This window comes from Mycolicibacterium bacteremicum, from assembly GCF_002086115.1.
GTDB classification, from domain to species: domain Bacteria; phylum Actinomycetota; class Actinomycetes; order Mycobacteriales; family Mycobacteriaceae; genus Mycobacterium; species Mycobacterium bacteremicum.
In genome coordinates this window covers 48,635-68,128 of sequence record NZ_MVHJ01000003.1, presented here as the reverse complement: position 1 = coordinate 68,128, position 19,494 = coordinate 48,635, and the positions used below count along the sequence as shown (strand labels likewise).

General features: G+C 69.6%; 20 protein-coding genes. 8 read left to right on the top strand and 12 right to left on the bottom strand.

Annotation, left to right across the window (positions count from 1 at the left end):
• Positions 1 to 4: 4 nt before the first annotated feature.
• Genes BST17_RS04470 through BST17_RS04455 form a run of 4 tightly spaced genes read right to left on the bottom strand, consistent with a single transcriptional unit; the run spans position 5 to position 3,009 of the window.
• Entirely contained in the window at positions 5 to 727 is a 723-nt protein-coding gene (locus tag BST17_RS04470) for an adenosylcobinamide-GDP ribazoletransferase (protein WP_083055736.1), read from the bottom strand.
• On the bottom strand, positions 724 to 1,782 hold the full coding sequence (cobT, locus tag BST17_RS04465; protein ID WP_083055735.1) for a nicotinate-nucleotide--dimethylbenzimidazole phosphoribosyltransferase: 1,059 nt from the start codon (positions 1,780 to 1,782) through the stop codon (positions 724 to 726). The genes BST17_RS04470 and cobT overlap by 4 nt, the downstream gene beginning before the upstream one ends.
• A complete protein-coding gene (locus BST17_RS04460) occupies positions 1,779 to 2,300 on the bottom strand; it encodes a bifunctional adenosylcobinamide kinase/adenosylcobinamide-phosphate guanylyltransferase (protein WP_083056046.1) in 522 nt (173 codons plus the stop codon). The genes cobT and BST17_RS04460 overlap by 4 nt, the downstream gene beginning before the upstream one ends.
• 37 nt (positions 2,301 to 2,337) lie before the next feature.
• Positions 2,338 to 3,009 carry a DUF3043 domain-containing protein gene (locus BST17_RS04455; RefSeq protein ID WP_083056044.1) on the bottom strand — a complete coding sequence of 224 codons (672 nt, stop codon included), beginning with the start codon at positions 3,007 to 3,009 and terminating at the stop codon, positions 2,338 to 2,340.
• Positions 3,010 to 3,081: 72 nt separating this feature from the next.
• On the opposite strand from BST17_RS04455, the gene BST17_RS04450 reads away from it, so the two are divergent.
• Both BST17_RS04450 and BST17_RS04445 read left to right on the top strand, forming a co-directional pair.
• On the top strand, positions 3,082 to 4,128 hold the full coding sequence (locus BST17_RS04450; RefSeq protein WP_083055734.1) for a glycerate kinase family protein: 1,047 nt from the start codon (positions 3,082 to 3,084) through the stop codon (positions 4,126 to 4,128).
• A gap of 88 nt (positions 4,129 to 4,216) precedes the next feature.
• Complete coding sequence (locus BST17_RS04445; protein ID WP_073854086.1) at positions 4,217 to 4,573, top strand: HesB/IscA family protein; 357 nt, start codon at positions 4,217 to 4,219, stop codon at positions 4,571 to 4,573.
• Between the two features lie 31 nt (positions 4,574 to 4,604).
• Here the strand turns inward: BST17_RS04445 and BST17_RS04440 are convergent, their stop codons facing one another.
• Positions 4,605 to 5,216 (bottom strand): Rv0361 family membrane protein, encoded by a 612-nt coding sequence (locus BST17_RS04440; protein WP_083055733.1) that lies wholly within the window; start codon positions 5,214 to 5,216, stop codon positions 4,605 to 4,607.
• Between the two features lie 148 nt (positions 5,217 to 5,364).
• Here BST17_RS04440 and BST17_RS04435 point away from each other — a divergent pair, with 148 nt between their 5' ends.
• Positions 5,365 to 6,339 (top strand): carbohydrate kinase family protein, encoded by a 975-nt coding sequence (locus BST17_RS04435; RefSeq protein WP_083055732.1) that lies wholly within the window; start codon positions 5,365 to 5,367, stop codon positions 6,337 to 6,339.
• Here BST17_RS04435 and asnB read toward each other — a convergent pair.
• The gene (asnB, locus tag BST17_RS04430; RefSeq protein WP_083055731.1) at positions 6,336 to 8,267 is read right to left on the bottom strand and encodes an asparagine synthase (glutamine-hydrolyzing); all 1,932 of its coding nucleotides are present in this window, start codon (positions 8,265 to 8,267) and stop codon (positions 6,336 to 6,338) included. The genes BST17_RS04435 and asnB overlap by 4 nt on opposite strands.
• Before the next feature lie 126 nt (positions 8,268 to 8,393).
• On the opposite strand from asnB, the gene ctaC reads away from it, so the two are divergent.
• The 4 genes from ctaC to BST17_RS04410 all read left to right on the top strand — a co-directional run bounded on the left by ctaC (position 8,394) and on the right by BST17_RS04410 (position 11,306).
• On the top strand, positions 8,394 to 9,434 hold the full coding sequence (gene ctaC / locus BST17_RS04425; RefSeq protein ID WP_083055730.1) for an aa3-type cytochrome oxidase subunit II: 1,041 nt from the start codon (positions 8,394 to 8,396) through the stop codon (positions 9,432 to 9,434).
• A gap of 12 nt (positions 9,435 to 9,446) precedes the next feature.
• Positions 9,447 to 9,866, top strand: coding sequence for a cytochrome c oxidase subunit 4 (locus BST17_RS04420; protein WP_083055729.1), 420 nt, complete (start codon positions 9,447 to 9,449; stop codon positions 9,864 to 9,866).
• 130 nt (positions 9,867 to 9,996) lie between these two features.
• The gene (locus BST17_RS04415; protein ID WP_083055728.1) at positions 9,997 to 10,638 is read left to right on the top strand and encodes an MmpS family transport accessory protein; all 642 of its coding nucleotides are present in this window, start codon (positions 9,997 to 9,999) and stop codon (positions 10,636 to 10,638) included.
• Positions 10,638 to 11,306: a DUF2561 family protein gene (locus BST17_RS04410; RefSeq protein ID WP_083055727.1), complete on the top strand. Its 669-nt coding sequence runs from the start codon at positions 10,638 to 10,640 to the stop codon at positions 11,304 to 11,306. The genes BST17_RS04415 and BST17_RS04410 overlap by 1 nt, the downstream gene beginning before the upstream one ends.
• 58 nt (positions 11,307 to 11,364) lie before the next feature.
• Here the strand turns inward: BST17_RS04410 and BST17_RS04405 are convergent, their stop codons facing one another.
• The 5 genes from BST17_RS04405 to ctaE form a co-directional block, all read right to left on the bottom strand.
• Entirely contained in the window at positions 11,365 to 11,925 is a 561-nt protein-coding gene (locus BST17_RS04405; RefSeq protein WP_083055726.1) for a mycothiol transferase, read from the bottom strand.
• 158 nt (positions 11,926 to 12,083) lie between these two features.
• On the bottom strand, positions 12,084 to 13,781 hold the full coding sequence (qcrB, locus tag BST17_RS04400) for a cytochrome bc1 complex cytochrome b subunit (protein WP_083055725.1): 1,698 nt from the start codon (positions 13,779 to 13,781) through the stop codon (positions 12,084 to 12,086).
• Positions 13,778 to 14,971, bottom strand: a complete 1,194-nt coding sequence (gene qcrA, locus BST17_RS04395; RefSeq protein WP_083055724.1) for a cytochrome bc1 complex Rieske iron-sulfur subunit — start codon at positions 14,969 to 14,971, stop codon at positions 13,778 to 13,780. The genes qcrB and qcrA overlap by 4 nt, the downstream gene beginning before the upstream one ends.
• Positions 14,968 to 15,798, bottom strand: a complete 831-nt coding sequence (gene qcrC, locus BST17_RS04390) for a cytochrome bc1 complex diheme cytochrome c subunit (protein WP_083055723.1) — start codon at positions 15,796 to 15,798, stop codon at positions 14,968 to 14,970. Before qcrC ends, qcrA begins: the two co-directional genes overlap by 4 nt.
• A gap of 5 nt (positions 15,799 to 15,803) precedes the next feature.
• Complete coding sequence (ctaE, locus tag BST17_RS04385; RefSeq protein ID WP_083055722.1) at positions 15,804 to 16,415, bottom strand: aa3-type cytochrome oxidase subunit III; 612 nt, start codon at positions 16,413 to 16,415, stop codon at positions 15,804 to 15,806.
• Positions 16,416 to 16,541: 126 nt separating this feature from the next.
• Between ctaE and trpD the strand changes: the two genes are divergently transcribed.
• Positions 16,542 to 17,618: an anthranilate phosphoribosyltransferase gene (gene trpD, locus BST17_RS28625; protein ID WP_109750002.1), complete on the top strand. Its 1,077-nt coding sequence runs from the start codon at positions 16,542 to 16,544 to the stop codon at positions 17,616 to 17,618.
• Here trpD and BST17_RS28620 read toward each other — a convergent pair.
• Positions 17,596 to 19,419, bottom strand: a complete 1,824-nt coding sequence (locus BST17_RS28620) for a DEDD exonuclease domain-containing protein (protein ID WP_109750001.1) — start codon at positions 19,417 to 19,419, stop codon at positions 17,596 to 17,598. The two genes, trpD and BST17_RS28620, sit on opposite strands and share 23 nt — an antisense overlap.
• Between the last annotated feature and the right edge of the window lie 75 nt (positions 19,420 to 19,494).

Sequence of the window (19,494 nt, the reverse complement as noted above, 5' to 3'; positions counted from 1 at the left end):
GACGCTAGCCGACGGTCAGCCCGAGCGCCGTCAGCGTGGTCGTGACCTCCACCGACGCCCCCAGCACGTCGCCGGTGATCCCGCCGAAGCGACGTACGCAGTGCGCGACCAACCAGCCGCACAGGCCCAGGGCGACCAGCACGACCAGCGGGCCCTGCCACGGCCGCGGCGTCACGAACACGGCCGCGACCGCCAGCGCCGCCGTCCACGCCGCGACGACCCACGGCGGCTGGGATCCGGCCACCAGCGCACCCAGTGTGCTGCCCGGTGCCGCGGGCAGCGACCGCCGGCAGGTCAGCACCACCGCGACCCGGCCGGCCACCACCGCGACGATGATCGCCGCGGGTTCCAGTGCACCGAAGGTCAAGCCCTGCACCAGGATCACCACGACGACGGCGGCCACCCCGAACGGTCCGGCGGTGCCGTCGCGCATCACCGCCAGCGCCCGCTCGGGTGCTCCGTAACACCCCAGCCCGTCCACGGTGTCGGACATGCCGTCGATGTGCAGGCCGCGGGTGCACAGCAGCAGTGCCGCCACCGCCAGCACGCCGGCCAGCGGGCCCGAGTCGAGCAGGCGCGTCGCACCCCAGACGATCAGGGCGGCCAGCGCGCCGAGCGCGACCCCCACCACCGGCAGCGCGGTCAGGGCACCGCGCCCGAAGTGGTGCGAGGTCCGGACCGGCAGCACCGTGCTGAACGCGAGCGCCGAGGCCAGCGAACCGATCATGAGTCCGGGTCGGGGGCGCCGGTCACGGCCGCTTCGGCGAAGGTGGCCATCGAGGCCAGGGTGGCCACCGCGGCGCGCAGCACCGGCAGTGCCACCGCCGCCCCGCTGCCCTCGCCGAGGCGCATGCCGAGATCGACGATCGGTTCCAGCTCGAGGCGCTGCAGCGCCAGCGTGTGCGCGGGTTCGGTGGAGCGGTGTCCGGCCTGCCACCACGCCCGGGCCCCGGGCGCCAGTTCGTCGGCGACCAGGGCCGCCGCGGTGACCACCACCCCGTCGAGCAGGACCGGCGTGCGGCGCACCGCGGCCTGGGCCAGGAACCCGGCCATCGCGGCCAGGTCGGCGCCGCCGCACACCCGCAGCAGACCCACCGGATCGGCCACCACGGCGCGGGCGCGGTACAGCGCATCCCGGATCGCCGAGACCTTGCGCGACCACCCGTCGTCATCGATGCCGGTGCCGCGCCCGATCACCGCAACCGGTTCCGATCGGGTCAGCGCGGCGATCAATGTCGTTGCCGGCGTGGTGTTCCCGATGCCCATGTCGCCGGCGATCAGCAGATCGGCACCCGCGTCGACCTCCTCGTCGGCGATGGCGCGCCCGGCGGCGACCGCGGCGACGGCCTCCTCGGCGCTCAGGGCGTCCTCGACGGCGATGTTGCCGCTGGCCCGGCGGATGCGGTGGGCACTGACCGCGCCGTCGGCGGGTTCACCGTCCACCGCGATGTCGGCGACCCGCACCCCGGCACCGGCCAGGTCGGCCAGCACGTTGATGGCCGCACCGCCGGCGGCGAAGTTGGCGACCATCTGCGCGGTCACCTCGGGTGGGAATGCCGACACCCCGGCGCGGGCCACGCCGTGGTCGCCGGCGAACACCACCACCCGGGCGCGTTCGAACTGCCGGGGTGGGCAGACGCCCTGGCAGGCCGCGGCCCACCCCGACAACTCCTCCAGGCGGCCCAGCGAGCCGGGCGGTTTGGTCAGGGTGGTCTGACGCTGCCGGGCGGCCCGGCCGGCCTCGGCATCCGGGGCGACGACGGCCGAAAAATCTGCTGTCATGCCGACTCCTTGACGACCAGCGGTTGACCGGCGACGACCAGCACGACGCGCTCGCACACGACGGCCAGCCGCTGGTTCAGGGTGCCCAGCTCATCGGTGAACAGCCGGCCGGCCGGGGTCGCCGACACCACCGTCAACCCGACCTCCGGGCTGACCAACGCCAGTGGACCGGTCACGCCCTCGACCGCGGCGCACAGCTCGTCGACGTCGTCGCGGATCGAACCGCCGGTCCAGGCACCGCGGCGGTCCATGGCCGCGGTCAGCCAGCCGCCGATATCGTCGACGAGCGTCGGTGCGGCCGGGTCGGTGCGCAATTCGGTTGCCACATCGGCGGTTTCGACGGTGTACCAGTGTGCGGGCCGGCGATCCCGGTGCGCGCCGACGCGGGCCGACCAGCTGTCGTCACCGTCGGGGATTGGACCGGTGGCCAGATAGCGCACGGCATCCGCCCCGGCCAGCAGGTGCTCGGCATGCCGCGACTTGCCCGAGCGGATCCCGCCGAGGATCAACGCGCGCACGCCGGGGCGGGTCAGGCCACGGGTCATGGGGGAGCGCTCAGACGTCGTCGCCGCGGTTGACCTGCGGCCGCGGGGCGCGCATCCGGCGCAGCTGGGAGGCCCGGCTGGCGGCGTAGAAGCCGAGTTTGAAGCCGGTTTCGGTGTTGTCCGGGAACTTCTCGTCGACCTTGCGGTTGACGTAACGGCCGACGATCACACCATCGATGGCCATCACGACCAGCAGCACCGGCATGGCGAACGACAGCGGCTGCTGCACGGCCGGCGTCGGCACCGACAGGGTGATCAGGATGAGACCCAGGGCGATCGGCATGAACAGCCCCAGCAGATTGCGGCGCGCATCGACCAGATCGCGGACGTAGCGGCGCACCGGGCCCTTGTCGCGGGGCAGCAGGTAGGCGTCCTCGCCGGCCATCATCCGCTCGCGGCGGTCGGCCATGTCGGCGCGCCGGGTGACTTTCTGCGCCTTGCGTTCTTCCTTGGACAGCTTCGGGCCGGCGACGGCCTTACGGCGCTTGCGTGCCTCCGCCGTCGTCATCGGCGCGGGGGCGACCGGACCGCGCTTGCGGGTCGCCTCGCTGCGTTTGGGGGTCGGCCTGCCCTTGGGAGCCGTCCTGCGGAGCTCGGCGTCCTCGACCGTCGTCGCGGGAGTTCCCGTGGATCCGGTGTCCTCCGGTTCGGGATTGTCCTTGTGGCGGCCGAGCAGTTTCACGTCATCCAGGTTACTTGCCGAGCCGTCGTCGCCCGGCATGCACCTCCGAAAGCCACGCTCTACGCTGCTGGCATGACAGGGCTGGCGGTGTTGATCGCGCCGGACTGCTTCGGCGACACGCTGACCGCGGTGCAGGCCGCCGAGGCCATCGCCACGGGCTGGTCGCAGGCCCGCGGCGCCGACACCCTCACCCTGGCCCCACAGTCCGACGGCGGCCCCGGTTTCGTCGAGGTGCTGGGCACCCGGCTGGGCGGGGTCCGCTCGGCGACGGTGCACGGCCCGCTGGGTGGCTGGGTCGATGCGCAGTGGGTGCAGCACGACGAGACGGCGTACATCGAATGTGCGCAGGCCTGTGGCCTGACCCTGCTGGGGCGGCGCCCGGATCCGCAGACCGCCGTCACCGCCGACACCCGTGGCGTCGGTGAACTCGTCGCGGCCGCGCTGGCGGCGGGGGCCCGACGCATCGTGGTCGGCCTGGGCGGTAGTGCCACCACCGATGGCGGTCGCGGGCTGATCGAGGCCCTCGGCGGGGTGTCGGCAGCCCGGCACCGGCTGACCGGGATCGAGCTGATCGCCGCCAGCGACGTCGAACACCCCCTGCTGGGGCCGATGGGTGCCGCGGCGGTGTTCGGGCCGCAGAAGGGCGCCGACCCGGCCACCGTGACGCTGCTCGAGGAACGGCTGACCGCATGGGCCCGCGAGCTCGGGCCCGGCATCGCCGGACAGGCCGGGGCCGGTGCGGCCGGGGGACTGGGCGCGGCGCTGCTGGCGTTGGGCGGGCGTCGGGAATCCGGCGCCGCCGTCATCGCCGAACACACCCGGTTGGCCGCCGACATCGCCGCCGCCGACCTGATCGTCACCGGTGAGGGTCGATTCGACGACCAGTCACTGCACGGCAAGGTGGTCAGCGCACTGGCCGGTGGGGCGCGGGTCCGCGGCATCCGGGTCCTGGTGCTGGCCGGGCAGGTCACCCTGGACCCGGCGGCGCTGACCGCGGCCGGGATCCACGCGGCGCACTCGGTCACCGATTTCGCCGGTTCGGTGCAGCTGGCCATGGACGACGCCGCCAACCAGCTGACCGGGTTGGCGCGCCGGGTCGCCGCCGGGCTGTCGGAGTGAACCGGCCCGCGACGACTCGGGAATAGTGGCCGGACAAGGTACCGTTGAACACATCGCGATTTGCACGAGCACTTCTTCAGGAGAAGCAATGACTCTTCAGGACGACACCACCACCGAAACCCATGGTGCGGTGCTGACCGAAGCGGCCGCCAGCAAGGCCAAGGCGCTGCTCGACCAGGAGGGCCGCGACGACCTGGCGCTCCGTATCGCTGTGCAGCCCGGTGGCTGCGCCGGTCTGCGCTACAACCTGTTCTTCGACGACCGCACCCTCGACGGCGACCTGACCACCGATTTCGGTGGCGTGGCGCTGACCGTGGACCGGATGAGCGCGCCCTACATCCAGGGCGCCACCATCGACTTCGTCGACACCATCGAGAAGCAGGGTTTCACCATCGACAACCCGAACGCCACGGGCTCCTGCGCCTGCGGCGACTCGTTCAACTGATCTTTCACGTCAACGGACCGGCTGAGTCTTCTCAGCCGGTCCGTTGTACGTAGGAGCAGACCAGGATCTCGTCGTCGGTCTGCAGCAGCTGGGCGACCGCCTGCATCTCCGAGCCGGCCTCGGCCGCGCCGCGCCCGGAGCCTGGTTCGGTCACGCGCATGGTGAACAGCGCCTGAGCCTGATCCGCCGACCACGGCACGAGCTTGTCGATCGAGGCCACCTCCACCCGGCCGTACTGCTTTGCGAACCCGTCGGCGTTCAGTTCGGCCAGCGCCAGATCGGATGTGCGGTCGTCGACCGCGTCATAGAGCCCGCACAGCGTGTGCCGGGCGATGCCCTCGACGTCGGCGTCGGCCAGCGCGTCGAGGAACCCCTGGATCGCCGGCTGTACGGTCTGCGCCGTCATCGGCGGCTGCTCGTCACCGCCGCCGGTCAGCGCGATGGCGGTGCCCGCGACGGCCGCGATCACCACCGCGCCGGCCACCCCGGCGACGATCCACCGGCGCCGGTTGTTCTTCGGGTACGGCACCGGTGGCGGCAGTGTTCCCGGATACGCGCCGGCGAACTGACCGGGCGGGGTCGCGGGATTCGGCGGAAAGCCTTGTGGCGCTGGGGAATCGGGATACGGCACGGGACCGGACATCGGGTGCTTTCGGATGATCTGGGACGAGCATCGGACTCAGGAGCAGGCTAGCGCACCCGTCCTCGGCGGGATCGCCGGCGAAGCGTGGCCCACCGGGCGTCTGTAAGGTGCGCCTAGCTACGTCGATGACTTTGAAGGGCTGATTTTCGTGACCATTGCGGTGACCGGATCCATTGCGACCGACCATCTGATGAAGTTTCCGGGCAAGTTCTCCGAGCAACTGCTGCCCGATCACCTGCAGAAGGTGTCGCTGAGCTTCCTGGTCGACGACCTGGTGATGCACCGGGGCGGCGTCGCGGGCAACATGGCCTTCGCGATCGGCGTGCTCGGCGGCGATGTGGCCCTCGTCGGCGCGGCCGGCCAGGACTTCGCCGACTACCGCCAATGGCTCGACAGTCACGGCGTCAACACCGAGAACGTGCTGATCTCCGACTCCGCCTACACCGCGCGCTTCGTCTGCACCACCGACGAGGCCATGGCCCAGATCGCGTCGTTCTACCCGGGCGCGATGTCGGAGGCCCGCAACATCGACCTGGCCGAACTCGTCGAGCGCAGCGGCGCACCCGAACTGGTGATCGTCGGCGCCAACGATCCGGACGCCATGTTCCGTCACACCGAACAGTGCCGCGAGCTGGGCCTGGCCTTCGCCGCCGACCCCTCCCAGCAGCTGGCCCGGCTGAACGGCGAGGAGATCCGCCGCCTGATCGAGGGCGCCACCTACCTGTTCACCAACGACTACGAATGGGACCTGCTGCTGCAGAAGTCCGGCCTGTCCGAGGCCCAGGTGATGAGCCAGATCGAACTGCGCGTCACGACACTGGGGGACAAGGGTGTCGACATCGTGGGCAGCGACGGCACCTTCGTGCACGTCGGGATCGTCCCGGAGACCCATCAGGCCGATCCGACCGGTATCGGCGACGCCTTCCGGGCCGGATTCCTGACCGGCCGTTCGGCCGGGCTGAGCCTGGAGCGGTCGGCGCAGCTCGCCTCGCTGGTGGCCACCCTGGTGCTGGAGGCCACCGGTCCGCAGGAGTGGACCTGGGATCGCGAATCCGCGGTCGCGCGCATCTCGGCGGCCTTCGGCGAGGACGCCGGCGCCGAGATCGGCGCGGCGCTGACCTAGAGCTGGACGGGGTAGGTCGGTTCGCTGATCTGCGGGGTCACCGTGCCGTCGACGAAGACGGCATGCCACAGCATGAAGATCAGCACCGTCCACAACCGGCGGCTGTGATCACTCGCGCCGGCCCGGTGCTCGTCGAGCATGGTGCGCACCGCGGCCAGGTCCACCAGATGACCTGCCTGCGAGGTGTCGATGGTGTGCTGGGCCCAGTCCAGCAGCGGGCCGGTCTTGAGCCAGTGCCGGATCGGCACCGGGAAGCCCAGCTTCGGCCGGTTGAGCACGTGCGCGGGCACGATCGGCTCCAACGCGCGGCGCAACGCGTATTTGGTGGTGGTGCGGGTGATCTTCTCCTCGTACGGCAGCCGGGCGGCCACCTTGAACACCTCGGCGTCCAGGAACGGCACCCGCAACTCCAGTGAGTTGGCCATCGTCATCTTGTCGGCCTTGACCAGGATGTCCCCGCGCAACCAGGTGAACAGGTCGATGTGCTGCATCCTGGCCACCGGATCCCAGCCGGCCGATTCGGCGTACAGCGGCGCGGTGACGTCGGTGTGGGTCCAGTCCGGCCGGAAACCGGGCAGCGTCGCCCGCAGTTGCTCGTCGGAGAAGCTGCGCGCGTTGCCGTAGTAGCGCTGCTCCAGCGTCAGCGAGCCGCGGTGCAGCAGGCTCTTGCCCCGCATACCCTCGGGCAGTGGTTTGGACGCCTTGCCCAGCGACCGGCGCAGCGGCCGCGGGATGTAGTCGAAGGCCTTCAGCGACAACGGTTCCCGGTAGATGGTGTAACCGCCGAACAATTCGTCGGCGCCCTCGCCGGAGAGCACCACCTTGACGTGCTTGCGCGCCTCGCGGGCGATGAAGAACAGCGGTATCAGCGCCGGGTCGGCCACCGGCTCGTCGAGGTACCAGACGATCTCGGGCAGCGCGGCGACGAACTCCTCGGCGCTGACCACCTTGGTGACATGGCGCGCACCGATCGCCTTGGCCGATTCGACGGCGACGTCGACCTCCGAGAAACCCTCCCGCTCGAAGCCGGTGGTGAAGGTGATCAGCCGGGGGTTGTGCCGCATCGCCAGCGCCGCGATGGCGGTCGAGTCGATACCGCCGGACAGGAACGCGCCCACCGTCACGTCGGCGCGCATGTGCTTGGCGACGGAGTCCTCCAGCACGGCGGTGATCTCGTCGTAGCGGGACTGCTCGCTGCCCGCCGCGAACGGGACCGACCGGAAGCGCGGCCGGAAGTAGCGGGTGATCACGGGCGCCTGACCGGGCCGCACGACGGCGTAGCTGCCCGACTCCAGGCGGCGGATGCCGCGGTGCAGCGTCTCGGGCTCGGGCACGTACTGCAGCACGGTGTAGTGCTGCACGGCGCGCTCATCGATGTCGAGGTCCAGGCCGGCGGTCGGGGCCAGATCCACGAGGCACTTCTTCTCGCTGCCGACCACGGTGCCGCCGGGACCGGTCGCCAGGTACAACGGCTTGATGCCGAACGGATCGCGCGCGCACAGCAGCTCGTTGGTCTCGGTGTCCCAGAGCGCGAAGGCGAACATGCCGCGCAGCCGGTTCAGGATGTCGGTACCCCAGAAATGGAAGCCGGCAACGATGGCCTCGCCGTCGCCGTCGGTGTGAAATACCGCACCGTGTTCGGCCCGCAGCGCCTCACGCAGTTCGAGGTAGTTGTAGATCTCGCCGTTGAAGACCAGCGCATAGCGCTGCGGCGACTCGGCCGGGCCCCAGCGCAGCGGCTGATGACTGTGCGCGATATCGATGATCGAGAGCCGGTTGAAACCCAACACGACATCGCCGTCCGACCAGGTACCGGGCTCGTCCGGGCCGCGGTGCCGCATCAGATGCGAGGCTCCCGAAACCGCTTCGACCAGCATAGATGTGGTCTCCACGGACGGGTCGGTCAGATACGCCAGCAGTCCGCACACCGCGCCAGTATGCCCAATCGTGCGGTCGCTTCGCTCGACCCGGCGGGCGTGGTCTACGCTGCGTAGTATTCGCCAAGTTTCACCGACCGCGCTGCGGTTCACCGACTTCATCTAGGAGGCGCCAACGTGACCGCTCGCGGGGCCCGTTTGGTGGCGTTGTCAGTGGTATTGGGTGGCGCGGCCATCCTGCTGAGCGGCTGCAGCTACCAGGAGATCTTCGGCCTGGGCTGGCCCGATGGCATCACCCCGGAAGCACGGCTCAACCGTGACCTGTGGGTCTGGTCGGTGATCGCCTCGTTCGTCGTCGGCGGCATCGTCTGGGCGCTGATCTTCTGGACCAGCGTCTTCCACCGCAAGAAGGCCACCGACACCGAGCTGCCGCGTCAGTTCGGCTACAACATGCCGCTCGAGCTGGTGCTGACGGTGGTGCCCTTCCTGATCATCTCGGTGCTCTTCTATTTCACCGTGGTGGTGCAGGAGCGCATGCTGCACAAGGATCCCAACCCCGAGGTCGTCATCGACGTGACCGCCTTCCAGTGGAATTGGAAGTTCGGCTATCAGAAGATCGCCTTCGCCGACGGCACCATGACCTACGACGGTGTCGACAACGCGCGCAAGGAGGCCATGGCCTCGGCGCCCGAGGGTGTCGACGAGCACGGTATCGAGCAGGTCGGCCCGATCGCGGGCAAGAACGAGACCGACCGCACCTACCTGAACTTCAACAAGGTCGAGACCGTCGGCACCAGCACCGAGATCCCGGTCCTGGTGCTGCCCAAGGGCAAGCGCATCGAGTTCATCATCGCCTCGGCCGACGTGATCCACGGCTTCTGGGTGCCGGAGTTCCTGTTCAAGCGGGACGTGCTGCCCAACCCGAAGGAGAACAACTCCGACAACGTGTTCCAGGTCAGCGAGATCGAGCAGACCGGCGCCTTTGTCGGGCGGTGCACCGAGATGTGCGGCACCTATCACGCGATGATGAACTTCGAGGTTCGTGTCGTGGAGCCCAACGATTTCAAGGCCTACCTGGAGTTCCGCGAGGGCAACCCGCAGGCCACCAACGCCGAGGCCTTGCAGGCGATCGGACAGGATCCGTTGGCCACCACCACCTTCCCGTTCGACACCCGCCGCGGTGAGCAGGTCGGGGTCCCCGCGCAGGCGAGCAAGTAAGGACGACGACGCATGCATATCGAAGCCCGGTTGTTCGAGTTCCTGACCGCGTTCTTCGCCCTGTCCTCGGTGGTCTACGCCGTGCTGACGGCGTTGTTCGCCACCGGCGGTGTCGAGTGGGCCGGCACCACCGCGCTGGTGCTGACCACCGGCCTGACGCTCATCACCGGTACCTTCTTCCGGTTCGTCGCCCGGCGTCTGGACACCCGGCCCGAGGACTACGAGGATGCCGAGATCAGTGATGGCGCGGGCGAGCTGGGCTTCTACAGCCCGCACAGCTGGTGGCCCATCCTGATCGCGCTGTCGTTCTCCACCGCCGCCGTCGGCGCCGCGCTGTGGCTGCCGTGGCTGATCGTCGCGGGCGTCTGCTTCGTGCTGGCCTCGGCCGCCGGCCTGGTCTTCGAGTACTACACCGGCCCCGAGAAGCACTGACCTTCTTCCGCCAGGTCACAACCGTGCGTCAGTTCATCGGCGCACCGTGTCGGCCCGGTCCACACCGTCGCGGTGTTGGGTAATCTTGCCGAGGCAGCAGTCGAGAAGGATAGGCCGAGGTTAGTTGCAGATGAGCGGGCCGTCAGGACCGGAGTCTTCGGGTGGGGACAGGGACAAGACGTCCCGCGCCGACGAGACCGACATCCATTCGCGGGCGTATTCCGCCCCGGAGTCCGAACAGTTCACCAGCGCGCCGTATGTGCCGCCGGATCCCGCGCTGTACGACTACGACAACTACGCGCCGCTGCACCCCGAGGATGACCGGCCGCCACGGTGGCCGTGGGTCGTCGGGGTGGTGGCCATCGTCGCTGCGATCTCGCTGGTGGCCTCCGTCGCGCTGCTGGTGACCCGTACCGACAGCGACAATCTGGCCAATCCGACCACGTCGACCACGACGGCGCCGCCGGTGCAGGACGAGATCACGACGACCCGCCCGGCCGGCCCACGTCAGGTCACCTATTCGGTGACCGGCACCAAGGCGCCCGGTGACATCATCACCGTCACCTATATCGACGCGTCGGGGCGCAGCCGTACCCAGCGCAATGTGTACATCCCGTGGTCGCTGACGGTGACCCCGATCTCGCAGTCGGAGGTGGGTTCCGTGCAGGCATCCAGTCTGTTCCTGGTGAGCAGGCTGAACTGCTCGATCACGACCAGTGACGGCACCGTGCTGTCGTCCAACACCGGCAACGCCGCGCAGACGAGTTGCTGATGCTGGACAACCTGTCGCGCGGCACGTCGCGGAACACGCTGTCGGGCCCGCCTGATCTGGATCGCATCCTGCTCGGGGTGTGCGCCGCGGTGTGGCTGGCCGCCCTGGGCGTGTCCGTCGCCGCCGTGGTCCGGCTGGTCGACCTGGGCAGCGGTCGCGGGACCGTGCGCGCCGAACTCGCCGAGGCGTCCGGGTCGGAGACGCCGTGGGCGCTGTACACGGTGATCGGGGTGTCGGCCGTGGTGATCGCGGTGGCGATCCCGCTGCTCATCCGGGCCCGCAGGCAGAGCACCGACCGTCCGCTGCGGGCCGGCACGGCCGGTGGGTCGGTCTCCGACGACATCGCAGCCGTGCCCAGCCGGCAGGCCCGCCGTCGGGCCGCGGAATCGACGATCGCCGTGGCCGACAGCGGTCTGGGTTCCGGCGTCCGGCCCGCGGTGGTCGACCAGGTGTACCTGCGCTGCACCGCCGGGGTCATCGCCGCGGTCGGTGCCGGCACGCTGGCCATCGCCGTCGGCACGTATCTGCTGGCCGGCGACAACAGCACCGGTGCGGTCGCGCTGTTCATCATCGCCGGGTTGGTCACCGTGGCGATGCCCGCGGTGCCGTGGTTCTATCTGCGCGAACTGCGCGCGGTGCTGGGCCGCGGCGGCGCCCCCGCCGCTTGATCGATTCATGGCGCCCCGCCGCCTGATCGACTCATGGCGCCCCGCCTCCTGACCTGACTCAGCCCGCCCCTGGGCGCCAGTCGGGCGGGGGATCCTCGCCGACCCGGCCGTCGACGGCCTCCCGCAGCAGGTCGGCGTGGCCGGTGTGGCGGCCGTACTCCTCGATCAGATCGCACACCAGGCGGCGCAGCCCGGCACGGCTGCCGTCCGGCCAGGCGATGCACACCAGTTGGTCCAGACCGCCGTCGGCCAGGGCCGCCGCCAGGCGCGTACGGGATCGGGCCACCGTGTCATCCCACAGCGCGTAGAGCTGCTGCGGACTGTCCTGCGCGGCGGACGTGAAATCCCAGTCCGCTTCGTTGTCATCAACGCTGTCCCACGGCGCGCCCATCGGGGAGTCGTCGAGGTCGGGCCCGAACCGTTGTGCCTCGGCGCGCGCCAGATGCTTGAGCAGCCCGCCCAGGGTGAGGGTGGATGCGCCCAGGCGGGTGTTCAGCGCGGCGGCGTCCAGGCCGTCGACCTTCCACCGGAACGTGTACCGCAACCGGTCCAGCGCACCGACCAGATGCTGTTCTTCGCTACCCGCCAGCGGCGGCTCCCACGGCGGGTCGATGGTCACCCGAGCAATTGTGCGCCGAATTTTCAGCCCGATGGTGCCCGCACGCCGAATCCCCGCCATCGTCTTCAGATCCGGGGCGGGGTAGGGGAGGGGCGCCCGCGAGCAAGGAACACGAAAAAGGCCCGCGCAGAGCGACTGCGCGGGCCTCTTGCGTGGACCTAGTGGTGCCCGTTGGAACCGTTGCCGTTGGCGCCGTCTCCGTTGGCGCCATGGCCGTTGGAGCCATGGCCGTTGGAGCCGTTGCCGTTGGTGCCCTGACTCCTGCTGAGCACCGCGAGCGCCTTGTGCTCGGCGGCATGCGCCGCCTCGGCGAGCGCATCGTGCTCTTCGACCGGATCGGCGAACAGGAAGCTGCCGGAGCCGGGCGAACCGCCCGAGCCGAGCTTGTTCATCCGCTTGGGCAGCGCGGCACCCTGGTATTCCAGCGGGATCGGGTGACCGTGCTCGTCGACCGGGCCGAGCGGCTGGTGCAGCTCGATGTAGGCACCGTGGGGCAGGCGGGTGATGATGCCCGTCTCGATGCCGTGCTCGAGCACCGCGCGGTCGCTGCGCTGCAGGCTGATCGCCCACCGATAGGTGATGTAGTAGACGATCATCGGCAGCACGACCATGCCGATGCGGCCGATCCACGTCGTCGCGTTCAGCGAGATGTGGAACTTCAGCGCGATGATGTCGTTCATGCACATGAAGGTCAGCAGGATGTAGAACGAGATCGCCGCGGCACCCACAGCGGTACGCGTCGGAGCGTCGCGCGGACGCTGCAACAGGTTGTGGTGTGCATCGTCGCCGGTGAGCTTCTTCTCGATGAACGGGTAGGCCATCAGCAGCACGAATACCAGGCCCATGCCCATCGCGACCCACACCGACTGCGGAATCGTGTAGTTGCCGATGTAGAACTCCCAGGCCGGCCAGGTACGGGCCAGACCGTCGGTCCACATCATGTAGAAGTCCGGCTGGCTACCCGCCGAGATCTGCGAGGGCTTGTACGGACCGAGCACCCAGATCGGGTTGATCTGCAGCAGACCGCCCATCAGGCCCAGCAGGCCGGTGATCATGGCGAAGAACGCGCCGGACTTGACCGCGAACACCGGCATGACGCGCACGCCGACGACGTTCTTCTCGGTGCGGCCGGGGCCGGGGAACTGCGTGTGCTTCTGGAACCACACCAGGGCCATGTGCACACCGATGAGCGCGAGCATGATGCCCGGGATCAGCAGGATGTGCAGTGCGTAGAGGCGCGGGATGATGATCTCGCCGGGGAAATCCCCACCGAACAGGGCCCAGTGCAACCAGGTGCCGATGACCGGCATGCCCAGGGTGATCGAGGAGAAGGCGGCGCGCAGGCCGGTGCCCGACAGCAGGTCGTCGGGCAGCGAGTAGCCGAAGTAACCCTCGAACATCGCCAGGATCAGCAGCAGCGAGCCGATGACCCAGTTGGCTTCACGCGGCCGGCGGAACGCACCGGTGAAGAAGATGCGCGCCAGGTGCACCATGATCGACGCCGCGAACAGCAACGCCGCCCAGTGGTGGACCTGCCGGACGAACAGACCGCCGCGGACCTCGAAGCTGATCTCCAGCGCCGATTCGTAGGCCCGCGACATCTGGATACCGCGCAGCGGCTGGTACACACCGTCGTAGGTGACGTGTGCCATCGACGGATCGAAGAACAGCGTCAGCCAGACACCGGTGATCAGCAGGATGATGAAGCTGTACAGCGCGATCTCACCCAGCAGGAAGGACCAGTGGGTGGGGAAGACCTTGTTCAGGACTCCGCGCCGCACCGCCTCCGAGGGGTGATACCGGGAATCGATCGCATCACCTTGTGCGGCTGCGATATCAGCGAGTTTGGGACTCATGATTTCCGCTCCCAGAATGCCGGTCCGACGGGTTCGATGAAGTCGCCGTTCGCGACCAGATAGCCGTCTTCATCGATGGTAATGGGCAACTGCGCCAGCGCGCGGGCTGCGGGGCCGAAGATCGGGCGCGCGAAGTGCAGCGCGTCGAACTGCGACTGGTGGCACGGGCACAGGATCCGGTAGGTCTGCTGCTCGTAGAGCGACGAGGGGCAGCCCAGGTGCGAGCAGACCTTGGTGTAGGCGAACAGCTCACCGAAGTTGAAGCTCTCCTGGCCCTGGCGCTTGACCACCCGGTTCATGTCCTGCGGCTTGATACGGATGAGCATCACCGGGTTGCGCACGCCCATGGCGATCTCGAACAGGTGGTGGCTGGATTCGACGGTGGTGCCGTCGCCGTCGGACTCCCGCCACGGGAACACGGTCTCCATACCGCCGGCGTCGATGTCCTCGGGCCGCATCTTGACGAACGGCGACTCGCCGGGCAGGCCGGTCGCGCGGGCCACGTAGATGGTCTCGCCCTCGAACCGCGGGGTCCATCCCGACGTCCACAGCACGGCCTTCTTGCCCTCGGCCGTCGGGACGACCGGCTTCCACGGGTTCTTGATCAGACCGCCGAGGAAGGCCACCAGGGTGCCCAGGCCGAACGCGCCGAGGCCGATACCCATCGACAGGCCGATCAGCTTGCGCCGCTTGATCGTCGAGCCCTCCAGGGCATCGGTCAGGTTGGCGACCACGGTCTTGCGGTGGATCTCCGCCGAGGCGCCGTCGTGGCGGTCCTGGATGGTGATCTCTTCGGGGATGAACTTCTTCTGGAAGAGCACCGCGCCGACGCCGATCGCCAGGATCGACAGCCCGAAGGTCAGGCCGTACAGCGGGGTGGCCAGCGTGTAGAGGCGCTCGCCCTCACCGCCGTAGGGGACGTACTCCCACGGCCAGAACAGGAAGACCAGCAGCAGGGCCAGGCCGGAGAACCCGCCCAGCAGCAGCCAGTACGCGACGGTGCGCGACGCACGCTTCTCGGCCTTGGTGCCCTCGACCGGCCAGCGCGGCTCCTTGTAGACGATCTCGACGCCGTCGAGCTTGCCGCCCAGTTCGAGCAGTTCCTCACGCGACATCTTCGCCAGTTCGGCGTCGCTGGGCTGGCCCGGGACGGGCGCACCAGAGGCGTCGCTGCCCTTGCTGACACTCATGCACGAGCTCCGATCCACATCGTGATGCCGACTGCGGCCACGATCCCGATGATCCAGATGGCCATACCTTCGGTGGTGGGGCCGAATCCGCCGAGGCCGTAACCGCCGGGATCCGGGGTGTTGGCCGCCTGCACCACATAGCTGACGATGTCGGCCTTCTCCTCAGGGGTGAGCTGACGATCGGAGAATTTCGGCATGTTCTGCGGGCCGGTGAGGATCGCGGTGTACACCTGCGCCGGGACCTTCGCGGCCTCGCCCAGGTCGGGTGCGTACTTACCGGAGGACAGGGCTCCGCCCTTACCGGTGAAGTTGTGGCAGGAGGCGCAGTTCAGCCGGAACAGGTCGCCACCACGGGCGACGTCGCCGGCCAGCAGCGACTCGTCGGCGATCTGGCCGTTGGCCTCGCGGGGCACGATGGGTCCGCCACCGTTGGCCTGGACATAGGCGCCCAGTGCGTCGATCTGGTGCTCGTCGAACACCGGCTCCTTGCGCGGGGCCTGGGCCTCACCGCGCATGGCCGGCATCCGGCCGGTGGAGACCTGGAAGTACACGGCGGCCTCGCCGGTGCCGATCAGGCTGGGCCCGCGGTCGGTCACGCCCTGCAGGTTCGCCCCGTGGCAGCTGATGCACGACGTATCGAACAGCTGCTTGCCGGTACGCAGCAGCGCCGACTGCGACTCGTCGGCCACCGCCACCTGAGGCGTCGGCGTCAGCGTCGCGGCGACCGCGCCGGCTGCAGACAGCCCGAGCAACAGCAGCAGCGCCGCCGATACCCGTCGGCGAAACCGGCGGCGTGACTTGGTGGACGACATCGATCCCCTTCTCATCGAGCTCAACGTACGAAGTAGATGACTGCGAACAGGGCGATCCACACGATGTCGACGAAGTGCCAGTAGTACGACACGACGATCGCGGCGGTGGCCTGTGCGGGCGTGAACTTGCTCATCCGGGTGCGGATCAGCAGGAAGATGAAGGCGACCAGACCGCCGATGACGTGCAGGCCGTGGAAGCCGGTGGCCAGATAGAACACCGACCCGTAGGCGCTGCCCGGGATCGTGGTGCCGTGCTCCACCAGGTGGACGTACTCGTAGCCCTGACCGAGCACGAAGAACAGGCCCATCAGGAAGGTGATGACATACCAGCGGCGCAGGCCGAACACGTCACCGCGCTCGGCGGCGAAGACGCCCATCTGGCAGGTGAAGGAGGAGGCGACCAGCACCGCGGTGACCGGTACGGCCAGCCACAGATTCAGCTCGGTCGGCTCGGGCGGCCATGCGCCCTGTGCCTGAGCCCGCGCGGTGAAGTACATCGCGAACAGTCCAGCAAAGAACATCAGCTCACTGGAAAGCCACACGATGGTGCCAACACTGACCATATTCGGTCGGTTCAGCGAATGTACGCGGGAGGTGATCGCGGTCCCCGAGGTCCCAACAGCGCTCGTCACAAAAGCAAGTATGACGCTTTGTAGTTGACGAACACCACCCGGGTTCGTAATTGAGTCGAAACCTGCGTCGGCACGGCACTGGTGACGGCCTCATGACGGTCCCTGCACGGGCGATAGCATCACCGCGTGTCATCCGCTGAGAGCGCTTCCGAGAACCCCACCTGGCCGCAGATCCTGGGCCGGCTGACCACGTATCAGGATCTGCTGCGCAATCAGGCCGCGTGGGCGATGGACCAGATCATGACCGGCTCGGCGACCGCGGCGCAGATCTCCGGTTTCGCGGTGGCCATGCGGATGAAGCGGCCGACGTCGGCCGAAGTCAACGAATTGGCCGACACCATGCTCAAGCACGCCCGCCGTATCCCGGCCGGCGCGATCGGCGGGGACGCGGTCGACATCGTGGGCACCGGTGGCGACGGCGCCAACACGGTGAACCTGTCGACGATGGCGTCCATCGTCACCGCGGCCGCCGGTATCCCGGTGGTCAAGCACGGCAACCGGGCGGCCTCCTCGCTGTCCGGTGGTGCGGACACCCTGGAGGCCCTCGGCGTGCGGATCGACCTGGGACCCGATGAGGTGGCCCGCAGCGTGTCCGAGGTCGGCATCGCATTCGCGTTCGCGCCGCAGTTCCACCCGTCCTACCGGCACGCCTCGGTGGTCCGCCGTGAGATCGGGGTCCCGACGGTCTTCAATCTGCTGGGCCCGCTGACCAATCCGGCCGCGCCGCGCGCCGGGCTGTTCGGCTGTGCCTGGGGGGATCTGGCCGAGGTGATGGCCGGGGTGTTCGCCGCCCGCGGTGCCAGCGCGCTGGTGGTGCACGGTGACGACGGGCTCGACGAGCTGACGACAACCACCACCAGCACCATCTGGCGGGTGCAGGCCGGCACCGTGGACCGGCTGACGCTGGACCCGGCCGCCTTCGGCTTCCGCCGGGCCGACCTCAGCGAACTCGTCGGCGGCGACGCCGAGGCCAACGCGGCCTCGGTGCGTGCGGTGCTCGGCGGTGCGCAGGGGCCGGTGCGCGATGCGGTGGTGCTCAACGCCGCGGGCGCGATGGTCGCGCACGCCGGGCTGACCAGCGACGCGCAGTGGACACCGTCGTGGGAGTCCGCGTTGGCGCGGGCCACCGAATCCATCGACTCCGGTGCGGCCGAGCGCCTGCTGGCCAACTGGGTGCGGTTCACCCAGAAGGTCGCAAGCTAGCCCGGTCCGGGCGCGGCGGGGTCACTCCGTAGCGATCGTCGAGCAGGTCGGTGTCCAGCGTGCCGGCGGCCACCCGCGCCGACCGGGCGGTGGCCGCCCAGCCCGCCCAGTGCGCCGCCGACCCGATCGGGCTGGCGTAGCCCGGCTCGGCCGACACGACGCGCACGCCGGGGCTGGCCAGCCACCGCGCGATCAGCCCCGTCTCCTCCACCAGCGCCCCACCCAGCGGGGCGTCCTGCGGCAGGATCGTCTGGGCCGCAGCGGTGATGGCCTCCACGACCGGCATCGGCGGCACCCCGCGACGCGAGCACCCGGCCGCGGCCAGTTGCCCGTGCCGGATGACGGCCAGGTGCCAGCCGCCGGTGCCGTCGGGGCGCGCCGCGATGATCTGGTCCACCTCGGCCAGCGCCCGCAACCGCTGCCCGCGTGCCACGATCTCCACGGCGGTGGCGGTGTGATCGCGTAGCCGCGCGGCGGTCTCGTAACGGTGCAGCTCGGCCAGCGCCGTGATCTGCGCCAGCACGGTCGCGAACACGCTGTGGTCGACACCGTCGATGAGATCGGCCGCCCGCCGCGGCGCGGGCCCGTACTGCGCCGCGTCGGCATCGCGGGGTGCCGGGCATGGCGACAGCTCGCGTTCGGCGCAGGCGTGCCGGGCGCTGCGGGCCAGCCGCGCGGTACAGGTCCGCACCCCGGCGCCGCGGGCCAGCACCTCGGCGGTGTCGACGGCGTCGGCCCGCGACGTGAACGGTCCCAGCGCGCGCGGGCTGCGCGGGGCGCGCACCACCGAGAACCGCGGGAAGGCCTCCTCGGTGAGGGTGATCCACCACCACTTGCGGGGGAATTTCGACCGCCGGTTGTAGGGCGGTGCGTGCGCGGCCAGCAGCCGCAGCTCGCGCACCCCGGCCTCCAGTTCGTGCGCGCATTCGACGTGGTCCACCCGGGTGGCCAGGGCGACCATCTCCTTCATCCGGGTGCGCGGATCGGCGCCGGTGAAGTACTGCCCGACGCGGCGGCGCAGGTTGACCGCGGTCCCCACATAGAGCACCTCATCGGCGGGCCCGCGAAACAGGTACACCCCCGGGGTGCTCGGAACACCTTGGGCCAGATGGCGTTTGCGACGCTGCGGGGCGCTCTTGTCGGGCAGGTATCCGCGCAGCTGCGGGTAGGTGTGCACGCCCTGGTTGCCGACCCGCTCGATGAGCCCGTGCAGCACGTCGACGGTGGCGCGGGCATCGTCGAGCGCCCGGTGGGTCGGGGTGGTCGTGGCGCCGAACAGCTGGGCCAGCGCGGAGAGCTTGACGCTGGGCGCCTCGTCGCGGGTGAGCACGCGGCGGGCCAGCTTCACCGTGCACAGCACCTGCGGCCGCGGCCAGGACAGCCCGAGCCGCTCGGTGGCGGCCCGCAGGAATCCGATGTCGAACCCGGCGTTGTGTGCCACCAGCACCGCCCCGCGGGAGAACTCCAGGAAGGCAGGCAGGACGGCGTCGATCTTGGGGGCGTCGTGCACCATCGCCGTGGTGATACCGGTCAGTTGGACGATCTGCGGCGGGATGGCACGGCCCGGGTCGACGAGGGTGGCGAGCTCGCCGAGCACCACACCGCCGCGGATCTTGACCGCACCGATCTCGGTGATGGCGTCCTGGTCGCGGCTGCCGCCGGTGGTTTCCAGATCGACCACCACGAACGTCGTGTCGGCCAGCGCGACACCGGATTCCGGGCCGGCGAGCGGATCCCAACCGTCGAGGTCGGCGAAGCTCAGCTGCGGCACACCGGTGACGGTAACCGGCGGCGGTGACATATCAGGGGCATCCACGGACATCCACGGACATCCACGGACATCCGACGGATATCCACGGCGGCCGCGAGGCCGATC